Source organism: Shewanella marinintestina (assembly GCF_023283845.1).
GTDB classification, from domain to species: Bacteria; Pseudomonadota; Gammaproteobacteria; order Enterobacterales; family Shewanellaceae; genus Shewanella; species Shewanella marinintestina.
The window spans coordinates 109735-127128 of sequence record NZ_JAKILC010000013.1; the positions used below are offsets into that span (position 1 = coordinate 109735).

Below are 17394 nucleotides of genomic sequence, written 5' to 3' on the forward strand. Positions count from 1 at the left end.
TTATGGTTCGCGAAGTGCATTCGCTTTAGCGCGTAATAGAGGCTTTAGCCAATAATTTAAAACTGTTTTCTCACCGGTTAAGATGTCTGTACTAGCTTGCATTCCCGAGATAATCGGCCAGCCATTGAGTACGTTTTCTTCCGTTTTTACATGAGCCTCAAAATAGGTGGTGCCATCATCTAGTTGTTGAGCATCCGAGCTCACGTAAATGACTTCACCTTTAAGGCCGCCATAAATAACAAAATCATAAGCAGTAAACTTTACCGTCGCCTTTAAGCCTGTGTGCACAAAGGCGATATCTTTAGGCGCAATACGGGTCTCAATGATTAACGCTCCATCCTGGGGGACCACGCCCATTATTGACTCGCCGGGTTCAACTACCGCTCCTATTGAGCGTACTAATATATTGGTTACATTGCCATTTATTGGCGAATTGATTTTAGTTCTGGCTAAACGATCCGCCAAAGCCTTGATGCTTTCGGTTAAAGCATTAAGCTCATTCATCACCTCATTTCGCTCGGTTTCTGCTCGGCTGATAAAGTCCAAGGCCACAGTTAGATACTCAGCTTCAGCCTGACTTTGAGCTGCCTGTAACTGCCGTGCATTTGCCTTAGATGCCGAAAGCTCGCCTTTAAGGCCAATCTCATCACGCTCAAGTTTTAATAGTTCTAGCTCGGCAACCGCTCCTTCTCGCACAGCGGCGCGGGTCATTACTATCTCTTGCTTCACTAATTTCAAACCACTGAGCTGAGCTTGCACAGTAATTTGTGCCTCGGCTATCGCTTGTACCTTTTGTTCGATCACCTGAGTTGCCTGCTCTAACTGTGATGATAATTGCGATAACCGTGAACGAAAAATAGCCTTGGAGCGATTACTGACTCTTCCCTGTTGCGCGCTGATCTCGACTTGAGAAATGTGCACTCTATCTCGCCAGTCATTAGCTTTATCGTCGATAACAACAGAGGCAATTTCAGCATCTAAACGTGCTTCTTGCCGCTTAAGTGCCGAGGCCTGAATATTGGCCTCATCAAATGCTGAGGCGAAACGTAACTCATCTAGGATTAATAGCGGTTGCCCGGCCTTTACAGACTGACCTTCTCTAACTAGCACCTGCTTAAGAATGCCACCATCTAAGCTTTCAATTTGTTGCACGGCTTGCGTCGGCACCACCATACCCTCGCCTACAACCACCTCTTCTAACTTAGCGAAAGAAGCCCATACAACAGTTGTGACAATAAGCGCGGCAACCAGCAAGATAACTTGATTAGCTCGTTTGGCGCCTTCTAAATGTTTGATGTGCAATCGGCCGCTCATTTCAGCTCTCCTTTTTGGCGCACATTCACGGCTTTAATCCGGCTTTTTCCTCGCTGGTTCAATTCGGCAGGCGTCTGCTCTAAAGTGATCCGCCCTTTATCAACAACTAAGATGCGATCGCAAAGGCTAAGTAACTTTGGGTTATGTGAAGCGATAACCATAGAGGTATCACTAACCTGCGATAAACAAGCGATGATTTGATTTTCAGAACGCTCATCCATAGCACTCGTGGGCTCGTCCAGCAGCAGTAACTTGGGCTGGCGTAGCAAGACTCTCGCTAACGCAATTGCCTGACGTTGCCCCCCAGATAATTGCCGACCAAATTCTCCAACTTGGCTATCGAGGCCACTTCCCAAACGGTCCATCAGTTTATCGATACCCGAGCTCGTTATCGTGTTCGCTAGCTGATTCTCATCGACCCTTTTAAGACCAAACAACAAGTTGTCCAACACACTCCCATAAATAAGAGTCGGCTGCTGCGACATCCAACCAATCTGCTCTCGAATATCGCTCACTGCCCACTGGCGAGCCTCTAAATGGTTATAAAACAATTGACCACTGCTCAACTGATATTGCCCAGCTAGGATTGATAACAAACTCGACTTGCCTGCTCCAGCAGGACCAAATAAGCCAATTTTCTCGCCCGGCTTAATATCAAGGTTCACCTCAGTAAATGCAGGTAAGGGGTGGTCTGGGTAGGTAAAGCTAGCGTGGCGTAATGACACAGCCCCATTAAAACCGACAGCTGTACTCGGCTGACTAGCAAAATATTGCTCTTGTGGTAATTCAAGAATAGAACTGACCGCAGTAATTGCTGACTGTGTTTGTTTAAATTTAAGTAGCAACATTGAAATTTGATTGATGGCATTGGCGGCTCGCCCGCTCAGCATCACAATCGCTATCAGCCCCCCCATACTTAAGTTACCGGCATAAATTTGATACACGCCGGAGATAATCAAACCAATAGTCACTAACTGCTGACTATTCATTACACTATGGCTTAAGGTATTTGAGGCAATACGAGACTCATTTTGCCAGTCTGCTAGGCTACTAACCGTGTCATCCCAAATGCGTTGCGCCTTGGCTTCGCCATTATTTTGCTTAGTTTCCACTAGCAAATTAAGGGTTTCGATAAGATGAGCTTGGCGCTGCGTCGACAGCTGTGATGTATGTTCTATGGTCGCCATTAGCTTTTTTTGCATCACGAAACTAATGAGTAGCAGCAACAGCATGCAGGTAAGCGGCACTAAAACCATGTAACCGCCCAGCCAAGCAATCAACGCTAAAAACAATACGGTAAATGGTAGGTCGACCGCCGTCACTAACGTTGCAGAGGTAATAAAGTCGCGAATACTATCGAACTCTTGCAGCTGTTTAGCAAAAGCACCTGCTGAGGCTGGGCGGTTTTCTAAACGCATACCGAGCACTTTAGAGAACAAAATATTCGACATTTTTATATCGACTTGCTTACCCGCTACGTCCGCTAAACGTGTACGTGCTTGCTTCAATAACCAGTCAAATATAATGGCTAAACTGGCACCTGTTGCCAACACCCATAAGGTATCAATAGCTTGATTGGGAACAACGCGATCATATACATTCATGGTGAACAATGGTGTCACTAGCGCTAGAACATTTATCGCCAGCGAGCCCAGTAAAAAACTACCATAAAAAGGTTTCACCTCATCGAAAGCCGCTAACAACCAGTGTCGTTTAACTTTGAGATGATGCTCCTCACTACGAGCATCGGTGAGCAGTTTACGTTGTACATGCCAACTGTCTTGATGATAATTTTGCTTAAACTCCGCTTCGCTAATCACCTGCTCTGAACGAGCCGAAATTAATAACCAGTCACCGCTAACATTTTTATCGAGTAATGCTGGCTCAGTTTGTTTTGAAAAGACAATGGCCGGCAGCGCCATCTTAGTTAACGTTAGGTTCTGCGCTACGGCTTCAATTGCCACATTGTCACAAGCCTGCACTAACTCAGCTGTTGTTAGTCCACCCTTTTTATGCACTATATGGCTAAATAGCATCTGCTCAGAACATTCTAGCCCTAGGCGTTGGCACAAGAGTAGAATGATATTAGCAAGGTTATCTTGTTGCATATTTATCATGGTAATTGACTCAATAGCGCCATCTCATCTTCAATTTTTGAGATAGCATCGTTCACTGAATTGGCATATTCATGATCGGTTGTCGGATTTGCCGTAACTTTACCGTCTTCGCTTTGAGCCATACTCTGCTTAATTGCTTGAGCAAGCGGATTATCTTCAAAACGGACTCTAGAACCGAGCGCTTCCTCATGCCTCATCTCATCTTCTAAACTGTGCCCTGGTCTTAGTTCATTTATCATTTCGGCGGTAGAGTTAAATGAATTAACCATGACTGAAGGTGCAGTAATATCAACAGTTACATTAATCGTTTCAACGGCTCCCTCTGCTGTGTCAGAGCCTAAAGTTGCGGTTGGGTCTAAGGTTAAATTAAATGAGTCTCCGTCGTTTGCACCAATAACTTTTAGCGTCGCAACATCCTCAAAATTGACAAACCATGTACCGTCTCTTTCGCTACCAGCAGATAATGTCATGCCAGCTGGTACGCCATATATGGTTAATACACCAGACTCATTCGCAGCTGGATTTTGCAGTGCAATACCGAGGTTTAAAGCCACATTATTAACATCATTAGCTAACACATCGCCAACCTGAGTCCAGACTGGCGCATCAACTTCAGGGGTTATCTCTACCTCAAAGTTAAGCACCTCAGTAGCGCTTTTATCCGTTTGTAAGCTACCTAATACTAACGCGCTATCAATTGAAGATAACTCTATTTGTACATCTAAGGTACCGAAGGCTAAATCACCCGGGTAAAGTAATAATTGCGAAACCTGCGCCCCCGCATTTATCACAGCAAAGTAACTATTGCTGGCGGCATCAAAACTAAATGACACAAACTCACTACCGATTTTTATTCCCTCTAACCCAACTAAAGCCGATGCATCGTTAGAACTGACAATCACTTTGATGGAAAGCACTTCAGTAGCATCAAATTCTGCGATTTTTGCATTAAAATCGATACTAATAACTTCATCTTCTACGCTGGTATATTGGCTATCAGGCGGTGTTATTACCTCGACACCATCAGCCACTGGCGATACGCCCACCAAGATATCAGCTGATGTCGTCACGAAATCAGACGTACCTAACTCTTGGGTAATAGCCTGAATGGACAATGGAATATCACCACTAAAATCTAGTGGCGGCTGCATCACTAATCCAGACAGTTGCGCCGGAGTGACTGACCAAGAGTATGTTGGCGAGCCATTAAAGCTGCCACCATCGGTACCATCATTAGGAAGTTGAATTAAGTTGCCACCATCTTGGTAATACAACACTGCGCCACTTGGCACACCATGTATGGTTAGATAAATCGCTTCTGATCCATCTAGGTCAATTAAACCTAGCCCAGCGGTATCGAAACCAGACAGTGCAATGAGACTATCCTCTTGACCTTGGACAACCTGTGTCCCAGCAGGTAAATTGGCGGCATCAGTAACAGGTGTCACCTCTATGGTGAAGGTATTTTCAAACGCTGCCTGATCAGTAACATTTACGCCATTAATCATTGCGGTATCGATACTCGTTGCAGAGAACTTTAATCTAAAGTCACCACTTAAATGCTCAGTGGGCGCAAACTCAAGTAAGGCTAATGACGCATTGAGTGCTGCCATATTGCCGCCAGTAAACTCCCAAGTATCAGTTGTACCAGCTTTTAATGACCATAAGCCCGTCACGTCTTGCAAACTGCCACCATCTAACAAGGTAATTGTAATAGGGTTACCACTATCACCAAATAAGATTTGCTCTGAGCCACCGGTTGTAGGCGATGCGTCAGCATCATCAAACACTAAGCTAATCCCTAGCGGAACCGGGCTATCTTCTAACATAACTCTATTAGCAACATTTAGGCTCACGCCATCAGCTACTGGAGTGATCTCTATCGCTAAGCTTTGGCTATCATCAATTTTAGTGTCACCACTTTGGGTATCGGTAGCGATAATGCGGATTGGGATAACTAATTCACCCGCGTAATCCTCACTAATGTTGTGAAGCTTTAAGCTCCCCAGCGAAGCGCTAGTAAATACATACTCAATAACATTCTCACCCGTAGCATCGTAAACCGCTGTCACATCGGCACCGGTAAAATAGCCACCTTCAGGCAGATCAGACGCTAACACTCTGAAACTAATTAAATCATTACTATCAGCGCTCAACACTTGGTTAAGGTGACCGCTAAAGTCAATGGTGGTGTCTTCTATGGCATCCACTATTGTTAGTTGCAATTCGCCTACTGGCGTTGCCTCACTTGGCCCAGCACCTTTAGCAAACTGCACATAAAAGCTGGTACTGATGATTTCAGCGTCATCGCGATCGAGCACTCTGGCTTCAACTGTTATTTGCTCTAACCCGGTAGCTGACTCGCTAATGATGCTTGCCCCTGCTAACAAGTCGAGTGCGTACTCTTGTACTGAATCGCTAGTGAGGTTATTAATTGGAATAATCCAGCGACCGTCGCCATCATCAATCGCACCATTAGGATGCGACACATACCAGCCGTCACCGCTTGGTACGATAATCACTAAGTAATCTAAAACTTCAGACCCGTCGATATCACCATCAAAGAATAAGACTTGCCCAGTTAAACTGATTGCAGATCCATCATTACTGACCAGCCGATTTTGCTCACTTTGTAGGTGAGTTGTGAGGTCTACAACAGCATCTACCACCACGGTTATTTGAGTCGAGACATACTCACTCACAACAGTGCCTGTTGCCGAGGTATCGGTAATTTGGTAACTCACAGCAAAAGAAAAACTACCGTCCGCATCTTGTGGCGGCAAGGCTGCCAAGCGGCCGGAATTAAGTAACGCTTGCAAAGTCGGGCTTGTACTGTCGAGCAAAGAACTCACGTCTAACCCACCTGGTGGAATCGTCACTTTGGAACCATCTAAGGTTAAAGTAAATCCATCGGCACCTTGGAACGGAATGATGAGTCCGGTAACGGTTTCACTTCCATCCAAATCAGCAGTTAAGTTTGGAGTAAAATCGAGCGGAATTGACTGATCTTCAAAACCATAGCTCATTGTGGCTAATGTCGTTGCATTAGCGTCTATCACGGGAGCAATATCGATATTAACTGTCAGCTCATAATCAGCCGTATCACCATCTAACTCTGTGCTTTGCACAAAAATAGTAAGACTGACTAACCCACTAAAGTCCTCAACAGGTTGTAAGCTTAAACTCGCCAATAGTGCAGCGGAAACGCCATACACAGGTTGACCATTAATAAACTCAACTACTGGCAAATTGACTTGTGCACCGGACGAATCAACAAAAATAACGCCATCTGGCACACCGGTAATGCGTAAATCTAACGTCTCCGAACCATCATCATCAGAACTGACTATCGTAAAGTCTAAGGCGATGGTTTGATCTTCATTAAAAGACACCACATTAGAAATAACACCAGTACTACCATCTATCGTCCACACGTTAGGGTCGGCGTTTATCATAGGTTGGTCGTTAGCCACACCCGTTAAAGTAATGGTAATCGTTTGCGAGTCGCTATAACGAGGATTAGGGTGTATCACACCATCTGCAGGGTTAACGCCATCTTGTGCGGTTTCCGTGGCAAAACTTCTCACTGTAATTGAAAAATCACCAAGGTTTGCTGAACTCACATCTTCAGCAGGAATAAGCTTAGCAGTGCCGCTATTTACCTCTGATGCCAACACCGTCCAAACAGTGCCATTAAAACTGGCCGATGGTGAATCAATAGACCAGCCAGCTGGCAAGGTAAACTCAAAACTTAAAAACTCTGAACCTGAGGTATCGGTTAGAGCTCCAGAAACCACAGAGCTTAGTACAATGGGCGCGTCTTCATCGCTGCGAATATTCTGGGTTGCTAGCGTTGGTTTATCGGCAATAGGTACCACTGCAATAGTCACTGTTTCAATGGTACTGAATGCGGTGTCGTTGTTGTCACTTTCTGTAGTCTTAGCTTGTACTGTGAAGTTAAATTCACCCGCTAAATTCTCACCAACGGTAGCAATTAGATTATCTAACTGCATTTGGCTAATACTCATGCCATCGGTAACGGTAACTCCCAAGAAAGTCAGAGTTAAGCCCGCACTAATATTGCTAATCACGTAAGTAATGGTTTCAGAACCCTGAGCGTCAGCGTTAGTCTCATCCTTGGAAGTCGCATTAAGATTAATACTAAAACCATCGGCATCTTCGTTAACCGTATAGTTAAATTCGCTACTAGCATCCCATATAGGAGTGTCTGCTACAGACTCTACAGTAATCGGCACAGTGGTAGTGATTGGCGCTTTACCAGTAATATTAACGCTAATGACAAAAGCTGCACTGGCGGTTGCGTCTGAGCCATCTTCTATTGGTTGATAACTTAAATCGCCATTAGGAATCGCAACGCGAGTAAGTGGGTCGAGTTGTAACAAGCCATTAGCCAAGGACAAAATATAATTGCCATCAGCATCTTTGGGCACCTCGACACCATCGAGCAACAAGATCCCGCCTTGTAGTGCTGCAACATCAAACACCATACTAAGAATAAACTCAGATTCGTCGAGATCACCGGGCGAAGCTTGAATCCCAAAAATGGTTCGGGTGTCTTCGACAAATTCAGTGTTGAAAACTGTTATTGAGCCCACACCATCTTTAGCAATAAGTGTCAGTGTATCGGTAACAACATCGCCGTCAGCATCCGTTACCTGGAGTAAAACATCTTCACTATACAGCAGAGCATCGTAACCAAAAATTAGAGTGGTAACCGTTGCTAGACCGTTTTCATCAATAACTAACTCACCATACTTGACCACATTGGGATTGGCATCAGTAAATAAATCTATCGTTGCTCCAACTGCATACGCGACGCCTTTATAAGTTATCCCGGTGACCTTAGCACCATCAGCTCCCTGCTGCTGTGATGAAAACATTTGCACGCTATAAACGTCATTGTTACCTTCGAAAAACTCTAATGTTTTTGCCGTACTTTCAGGAATATCATCTGTCACGGTGACAGTTATCGTTTGCGCCGCAGACTTATCGTTATCGGCATCAATCGCATTCACTTCAAATTGCAAATCAAGACTGTTCTCACCGTTACCGTTGGCATGGTCAAATGTTCTAAACTGTTTAAACTCAACTTTTCCGTTAGCATTAAAACGGATCTGAAACACTGTTTCGCCGCCCGTCTCCCTTGTTGCCGTATACCAGCCGTTGCCATTTGCTGTGGTATTTAGAATGACTTTCTCACCGCCACTAAAAACCGTACCAAAACTAAAACCATCTGTTAGCGTAATTTCGGTCACTTTATCGCTACCCGATATAGTCGAAAGTACCTGGGACGTTGAAATAGGGTTTGAAGTTGTTAGGTTACCTTCGTTGATATTTAGCTGCAGCGCGTCAGGTAGTAGAGTATTTTGACCATCATAAATATCAACGGTAACTTGCGCAGAAGTTAGCGTATTGTCACTGTCACGAATAGCGACCGTGACATTTAGTGTATCTAATACATCAGCGGCGCCTAAATGATCTATGGCACTGACCAATTTAAAGTCGAGTTCAACCGAGCCAACACTCTCAGCGCCAATATCTATACTGGTTGGCAACCTCATTGTGAAAACCAGCACACCGTCAGCAGTAACTGCATCAATTGAAGCGCCATCATCTTTAACTACCCAATATAACGCGGAGCCATTTTGGGTCAGTGTCACCCCTGCTGCATTTTGTACTTCTGCACCATCGGTAACACTAAAGCTGATATCGACGATTGGGTCTTTACTAGCTGTAATATTAAACGCGCCAGTCGCCTTATTATCAAAAGCTGTCACACTTGGGGTCTCACTCACCACCAAGCTAATGTCATTAATCGTGGCGGCGTTGGCATCTTTTACAGTAACGGTTAACGTCGCTAAAGATGAGTCACCATCAAAATCTGCTATCAACAGTTTAAAGTCGATATCTTCACTTAATGTCTGATCGAACGCTTTATACAAAGTGAAGCTATAAGCTTGATTGATACTGTCACTTGTTGCGCTCCAAGTTTCACTCAGCTCAATAATAAATACTGGCGAATTTATGTCACCAGTGTGGCCAGTAAGCGTTAAACCATCAGCGCTGACTTGGTATTGAATCGGCTCGCCACCAGCAGTTAATTTGGGTTGTGATGACACTGCAGCGAACTCAACAGCTGTAACGGCATCGCTTCCCACTAGCACATCAAAGGTACCATTTTTAACAATTTCGTTCCCCAGCAAGTTATTTTCATCAAAGGTTAACTGAGTGATATTAGCTAATGCAGGAGAGTTACCATCACTGACTTGCCAGGTTAAGTTACCGTGAGTTATCTCTGTACCATCTAGGTCTGTTGCAGTAATTTGAGTGATGATATCAACTACGTCGCCAGACAGATGATCTAGTGGCGCAGATTGAGTGAAGGTGGCATTAACGCTTAAGTCGTCACCGACATTTATCGCCGACAAGGTGATAGTAAACACCAGAGTCTCTGCACCATCATCGGTTTTAGCCGTTAACGTTTTGCCATTGTTTGAAAGCTCAAACTTAAGTGCAATCCCCGTGCTGGTTAAGCCTAGATTTGCGAGCTGAAATGGGGTTAACCCGGTGAATCTAATTGAATCGGCAACAAGCGTATCGGACCCGGCTAACACGGTAAAAGTTTTTAATGTGTTTTGCGCGGCGGCATCAATATCAACTTCAGTATTTGTGCCTATCACATCAGCCATGCTGCCTGCGGCGCCGTCGGCAACAGTAAAGGTGGCATTAGCAGTGCCCACGCTACCGTCAACATCAACCACGGTATATACCAACTCCACCTCTTGTAATAAGGAGTTATCGAGATTGTCGGCAACACTGAAACTCCAACTACCATTCGATTGAATAGTAATAACCCCTTGCGCAGTGTTAATAACCGCGGCGGCGCCGATAGCTACTGGATAATCAGTACCGTTATAGTTAATTGAGGTAACGGTGAGCGGGCCTTCAACCGTGTAGTCATTACCCAGTAATGACCCAACGGCGGAGGTGTCTTCAACAACAGATGCATGATCATCAAAAGCAAACACTCTTGAGTCGCGAATATTAAGTACGGCGTAGGTAAGGATCTCTTCTGTCGTGCCATCTGCATCTGTTTGCAGTGCACTGAGACGGATATAGCTCAGTACGTTTTGATTATTTAGCTCATCCATTGGTTGAAACAAACTCACATTCAAGTTTGTACCCGATAAGCTCGCAGTCATCACAACTTTGCCATCCCCATCACGGGTCAAAATGAATGATTGCCCATCCGCTGCCACACTAATACTTAAGGCTTGCCCTTCAGAGGTCAGTAGCAATAGACGGCTTTGTTCTGCAGTGATACTTAAGCTAGCGTCCGTAATATCAATCGGCACAACCACGCTAGTACTAGCACTCACATTAAGCACGACTTCGTAAAGCGATGCGATATCTGGCACTAGCATTGTTGGCATTGCATCTGTTGCGCTATTACCTGCCAAGTCTATTGTGGCGACTTCTAAGCTCCACGATGCTCGACGATTTAGTCCTGCAACATCAATATCATTAAACTGCCAACTGCCGTCTGCAGCAACAATAGCGCTAAAGGTTAACGTATTCACACCATCAGAGAGGTTTAAGACAACGGTCTGGCCTGCTTCGACTCCGGTGGTTACCCCGCCTAGTGATTTCTGTACACCATAAATAAACAGCGCTGCATCAAAACCATTTGCGCCAGTGTCTATATCAATACTGATCTGGGTATCTAAAATCGCGCTATTATCGGCAGAGGCAGGATTACCAGCAAGATCTGAACTGGTCGCCTGCAGGGATAATTGCCCGTCAGCAAATCCCGATAGATCAACATTAGGCACTTGCCATGCACCGTTTACCACAACAGCATTAAATGTCATGGTTTTACCATTAATATCGGTAACGGTGATCACCACTGGCCGACCATTCTCGATATTAGCCACGGTTCCAGCTAACGTTGCATTGCTGGACTCAGATGCATTAATCAATCCGTTATCATCGACAATTTCAATAGTGATACTGGCTAAACTATCTTTATCTGCACTGGTAGTAGCACCAACAACATTGCCTGCTACATCCGTTGCGCTGGCTGAAAAGGTTAACGCACCATCGCTAAGACTGGATAAATCAGCATCATCAATCTGCCAGCTTGCCCCCACCACCATTGTGGTGAAAGTTAACGTTTTACCATTGATATCAGTGACGATTACCGTAACAGTTTGCCCAGCCTCAATATCAGTAACCGTCCCCGATAAATCAACAATTCGCATCTCGGCGGCATTTATCACCGCATCGGTTCCGGTATCAACATCTATGGTGATCGAGGCTAAAATATCGACCGCAATAATATCCGTCGCACTCGCTTGGTTACCCGCTAGATCTTCAACCGATACCGTCGCGGTTACACTACCATCACCAAAGCCTGTTAAATCAACACCTGATAATTGCCATGCTCCAGCAACAACCACAGTAGTAAAGCTGCGTTCACTCCCTAAGCCGTCACTGAACGTCACCGTTATAGTTTGGCCATTTTCGATATTACTGACCGTGCCACGCACCATAACAGCTTGCTGTTCAGCGCTATTTATCACCTCATCATTATCAACAAACTCGATGGTGACCGAGGCTAAAGTATCCTTAACTACGGTATTGGTACTAGTGCCAATATTGCCTTCAAAATCAGAGGTTATCGCCCGCAGCGTTAACTCACCCTCCGCCAATGAAGACAAATCTAAATCATCTAATAACCAAGTGCCGTTACGGGTAATACTGCTAAAAACGAGGGTTTTACCGTTAATGTCTGTGACAAACACTTCGACAGGACGACCATCTTCAACGTTATAAACAAAACCACCAAGCACTGACTGGCCGACTTCAGTTTGGTTGAGCACACCGTCATTATCTATCGCCGCAATCGTTATTGCGGCTTGGCTTTCTTTGTAAGCATCACCAGTTGCATTAGCGATATTGCCTGCCGCATCACTAGCGGTAGCACTAAATACCAACGGCCCGTCAGCTAGGCTAGATAAATCCTTATCTTCTAACTGCCATTTTCCATTAATAACAATCGCCATAAACTGCAATTGCTTACCGGCACTATCGGTAACCCTGATTGATACTCTTTGGCCGTCTTCAATGTCGGTGACTTCACCAGACATATCAACTCGCAGCATTTCACGGGCGTTAAGTACAGTGTCATTACCCGTATCTACATCTATGGTGATTGAAGCTAAAATATCGACTGCGATAACATCTGTGGCAGTGGCTTGGTTACCCGCTAGATCTGCAACCGATACTGTTGCGGTTAAACTGCCATCGGTAAAACCAGTTAAATCGGTATTGGTTATAAACCATTTCCCGGCCACTACCACTGTTGTGAAACTGCGGCTAGTCCCAGCTTCATCAGTTAAAATAACGGTAATGGTTTGGCCGTCTTCAATGTTACTGACCGTGCCACGCACTGTTACGGATTGCTGCTCTTCACTATTAATAACACCGTTATCATCAATAATTTCAACCGTAATACTGGCTAGGCTGTCTTTATCAGCACTGGTTGTCGCATCAACCACATTGCCTGCCACATCGGTTGCGCTGGCTGAAAAGGTTAACGCACCATCGCTAAGACTCGACAGATCTGCACCTTCAATTTGCCAACCAGAGCCCACGACCATTGTGGTGAAAGTTAACGTTTTACCATTGATATCAGTGACGATTACCGTAACAGTTTGCCCAGCCTCAATATCAGTAACCGCCCCCGATAAATCAACAATTCGCATCTCGGCGGCATTTATCACCGCATCGGTTCCGGTATCAATATCTATGGTGAGCGAGGCTAAAATATCGACCGCAATAATATCCATCGCACTCGCTTGGTTACCCGCTAGATCTTCAACCGATACCGTCGCAGTTACACAACCATCAGCAAAGCCTGTTAAATCAACACCTGATAATTGCCATGCTCCAGCAACAACCACAGTAGTAAAGCTGCGTTCACTCCCTAAGCCGTCACTGAACGTCACCGTTATAGTTTGGCCATTTTCGATATTACTGACCGTGCCACGCACCATAACAGCTTGCTGTTCAGCGCTATTTATCACCTCATCATTATCAACAAACTCGATGGTGACCGAGGCTAAAGTATCCTTAACTACGGTATTGGTACTAGTGCCAATATTGCCTTCAAAATCAGAGGTTATCGCCCGCAGCGTTAACTCACCCTCCGCCAATGAAGACAAATCTAAACCATCTAATAACCAAGTGCCGTTACGGGTAATACTGCTAAAAACGAGGGTTTTACCGTTAATGTCTGTGACAAACACTTCGACAGGACGACCATCTTCAACGTTATAAACAAAACCACCAAGCACTGACTGGCCGACTTCAGTTTGGTTGAGCACACCGTCATTATCTATCGCCGTAATCGTTATTGCGGCTTGGCTTTCTTTGTAAGCGTCATCGGTGGCACTTGCACTATTACCAGCAACATCACTAGCCGTAGCACTAAACACTAATGGTCCGTCTGCTAGGCTGGATAAATCCTTATCTTCTAACTGCCACTTGCCACTTGCCACAATCGCACTGAACTGCAATTGTTTGCCCATATTGTCGGTTACAGTAATAGTAACCACTTGACCATCTTCAATGTCAGTAACTTCACCCGACATATCGACCCGCAGCATTTCACGGGCGTTAAGTACAGTATCATTGCCAGTATCAACATCAATGGTGATTGAGGCTAAGATATCCACCGCGATAGTATCTGTCGCTGTTGCTTGATTGCCCGCAGCATCTGCAACCGATACAGTTGCAGTTAGGCTGCCATCAGCAAAACCGGTTAAATCAATGTCAGTAAGCTGCCACGCTCCTGCAGACACAAGAGTAGTGAAGCTACGCTCGGTCCCAAGACTATCAGTTAAAACAACGGTAATAGTCTGACCATCTTCGATATTGCTGACCGTACCTCGCACTGTTACCGATTGCTGCTCTTGGCTATTAACCACCTGATCATTGTCAACTATCTCAACGGTGACTGAGGCTAAAGTATCTTTCAGTACAGTATTGATACTGGTGCCAATATTGCCCTCAAAGTCTGAGGTTATGGCCCTAAGGGTTAGTTCACCTTCCGCTAGTGACGACAGGTCTAATCCATCAAGCAACCAAGTGCCATTGCGGGTGATACTATTAAATACCAAGGTTTTGCCGTTAATGTCGGTAACAAATACTTCAACTGGGCGACCATCTTCGACATTACGTACAACACCTGCCAACACTGATTGCCCAGCCTCAACTTGATTGAGTACACCATCGTTATCGATCGCGGCGATGGTAATTGCTGCTTGACTCTCTTTATAAGCTTCAGCTAAACCATTTGCAGGGTTACCTGCCACATCAATACTATCGGCAGTAAATTGCAACGGACCTTCTGCTAAGCTAGAAAGGTCTTTATTTTCAAGCTGCCACAAGCCATTTAATACACTTGTGGTAAAGGTGAGCTGCAGTCCATTAATATCAGTTACCGTAATAGTCACGGTTTGCCCATCTTCGATATTTTTGGCAACACCTTCCATATCGACCCGCTTTATCTCGCGAGCATTAAGTACCGTATCTTGACCCGTATCAACCTCAATAGAAATCTCAGCTAAGGTATCTTTTATGCTGTTATCGATGCCATTAGTAACATCACCGGGGTAAGTCATTGCGGTAATAATGGCTGTGAGCTCACCTTCTGCAAAAGTTTGAAAATCAATATCGTTGAGTTGCCACTGCTGATTTAACACCGTCACTTTGTAGCTCTGTGGCTGTCCTAAGCTATCGATAATAGTGAGTTCTAAAACTTGACCGTCAGCAGCGTTAATCGCACTACCAGATAAACTGACTGTAGGGGCTTCAAATTGATTGATATAACCGTCAATATCAATCAATTCAACAGTTAACGTAATCGGAATAAAAGAGTCTTGCTGACTAGAGGAAAAAGGCGTGTCACGTTCGGACGATGGCTTATCGCCCTGAGTATTAAAGCCGGAATCTGCAATTACACTGTCATTATCAGATTGCACCACCTGATAAATCAAGTTTAGGCCTTCTTGCTGCTCACTCGAAGACTCACTTTGGTTACGATTTTCCCGCTGTTCTTGTTCTTGCTGCTCAGCATTATTTTCTATCGTAATTAACTGAGTAACATTCCGGGGGATAATAACTTTTATGCCATCAATAAAGCTATATTCATTGCCGCTAGCATCGACTTGTATAGCTTCAGTCTTCAGGTTATGGACAGGTATACCCGCTAGCATCTGATGCGGCTGAATCAGAATCCACTGTCCATCAGCCATTACCGCCCAAGTTGCAGCGTCAAGCTTTACGTAATAAACAATCTCAGCATTTGGAGTCGGCATCTGAAAATATCCTTTTAACTTCAGTAACCACAATAATTACCAACAGTTCAGTAACTAACCTGCAACCTACACAGTATTGACTAAAGACCAGCCTATTTACAAGTGCTGTATTCTACATAAAAGAGCATCATTTTTAGCATCAACAGGGATTGTACTAACTAACCCAATATGGAGAACTACGCTTTAGGGGAGTTCGATTTTATTAGCGGTTTATTAGCGGATAAAAACAAAGGAAGTTTGGGCGGATAATTGATGAAAACCGCGCTTAAATAAGCAGACTTTTTGCGCTAGCTCTTCCTTGAGCTAGGCATTTAAGGTTTAAAAGTATTTAATCCAAGCTTGGCTGCTCTGGTGCTTATATTGACTAAACCACTTGGTAGGAAAATAAAGCAGTACAGCCAAAACCACTGTTACAAGCCACACATAAGCAATATGCGTAAATCCAAATACATCACCGTAATTGGGGCCGATGAAGGTCATGGCTAATTGATAAAGCACTAATAGCAGGTAGAGGTGGACAATATAAAAGAACATCGGCGCCGAGCCGATAGTCACCAAGGCTTTTCCATAAGACGCATTCACTTTTTCTAAGCCACTTAAACACAATAACGTGCCACCGATAGTGACTAGCAAAAATGCTAATGAAGGAGGATATTTAGTGAGATTAAATATCGACTTTAGTGACATTACTAGTGAGTCGGCTTGCTGCCAATCTAAGGTTTCTCCGTATAAATTAAAACCTCGTAATAATCCAAACAACACCAAGCAACCAACCCCAAGCCCAATAAGAACTTGCTGACGCTTTGGCTCTGCAAAACTAGCGCTATAAATCGGTCCGAGCACATAACCTAATAAGATAACGCCAATCCAAGGCAGTACCGGATAGCTAGCGCGTATACCTATAAAGTCATTAGCAAGAATATTGCCGCGATCATGCAATATTGCCCACAAGGTATAACCCCAATCACCTGGACTAAAGCTTATCGGCGTTAATAAGTTATGCCCAAACACAATCACTAGACCAATTACCGCCAACCACAGCTTTGGTAGTCCAATTAACAAAGCTAACGCCAGCATACTGATGCCGATAGCCCAAATAACCTGTAGCCAGATCATTTCATAATTACCCATCCACTGAAAAGTAATCACGGTGCATTCTAGCGCTATCAAAAATAGGCCACGCTTAATTAAAAACTCTCGTGCAGAACGCTGAGGACCAACTTTGGGGTGGCTATATAGCCATGCAGAAATACCCGTTAAAAATACAAACGTAGGCGCACAAAAATGCGCAGCAAATCGGCTTAAGAACAATCCGGTACTGGTGCTATCTAGCGTCATAGGGTCAGTCACTTGCTCATGAAAAAAGAACCGTTCTCTTACATGATCAAGCAACATGATTAGCATCACGATGCCGCGCATCATATCAATACTATCAATACGCTTTTTTAGTTGTGATGGGGTGTCAGCATTCATTGGTCACACTCTCTTTGAAAGTCTTGATGCTCACCTAAGTAAGTCGCGAGCACATCACCCTTGGCAATTTTGCTCGCATAGTTAGG

Annotated in this window: 4 protein-coding genes; all 4 read right to left on the bottom strand. The window is 44.5% G+C overall.

Translation table 11 applies throughout. The features are described 5' to 3' along the window. Positions 1-1314: an HlyD family type I secretion periplasmic adaptor subunit gene (locus L2747_RS14625; RefSeq protein ID WP_248999753.1), complete on the bottom strand. Its 1314-nt coding sequence runs from the start codon at positions 1312-1314 to the stop codon at positions 1-3. Beyond that, positions 1311-3431: a type I secretion system permease/ATPase gene (locus L2747_RS14630; RefSeq protein WP_248999754.1), complete on the bottom strand. Its 2121-nt coding sequence runs from the start codon at positions 3429-3431 to the stop codon at positions 1311-1313. Before L2747_RS14630 ends, L2747_RS14625 begins: the two co-directional genes overlap by 4 nt. Next, complete coding sequence (locus L2747_RS14635) at positions 3428-15835, bottom strand: T1SS-143 repeat domain-containing protein (RefSeq protein WP_248999755.1); 12408 nt, start codon at positions 15833-15835, stop codon at positions 3428-3430. The genes L2747_RS14630 and L2747_RS14635 overlap by 4 nt, the downstream gene beginning before the upstream one ends. 318 nt (positions 15836-16153) lie before the next feature. Next, positions 16154-17308: an acetyltransferase domain-containing protein gene (locus L2747_RS14640; RefSeq protein WP_248999756.1), complete on the bottom strand. Its 1155-nt coding sequence runs from the start codon at positions 17306-17308 to the stop codon at positions 16154-16156. Between the last annotated feature and the right edge of the window lie 86 nt (positions 17309-17394).

What these genes read in the sequence shown, in the direction of transcription:
- L2747_RS14640 (WP_248999756.1), bottom strand. Translation starts at nt 17,308, where the DNA reads ATGAATGCTGACACCCCATCACAACTAAAAAAGCGTATTGATAGTATT.
- L2747_RS14625 (WP_248999753.1), bottom strand. Translation starts at nt 1,314, where the DNA reads ATGAGCGGCCGATTGCACATCAAACATTTAGAAGGCGCCAAACGAGCT.
- L2747_RS14630 (WP_248999754.1), bottom strand. Translation starts at nt 3,431, where the DNA reads ATGATAAATATGCAACAAGATAACCTTGCTAATATCATTCTACTCTTG.
- L2747_RS14635 (WP_248999755.1), bottom strand. Translation starts at nt 15,835, where the DNA reads ATGCCGACTCCAAATGCTGAGATTGTTTATTACGTAAAGCTTGACGCT.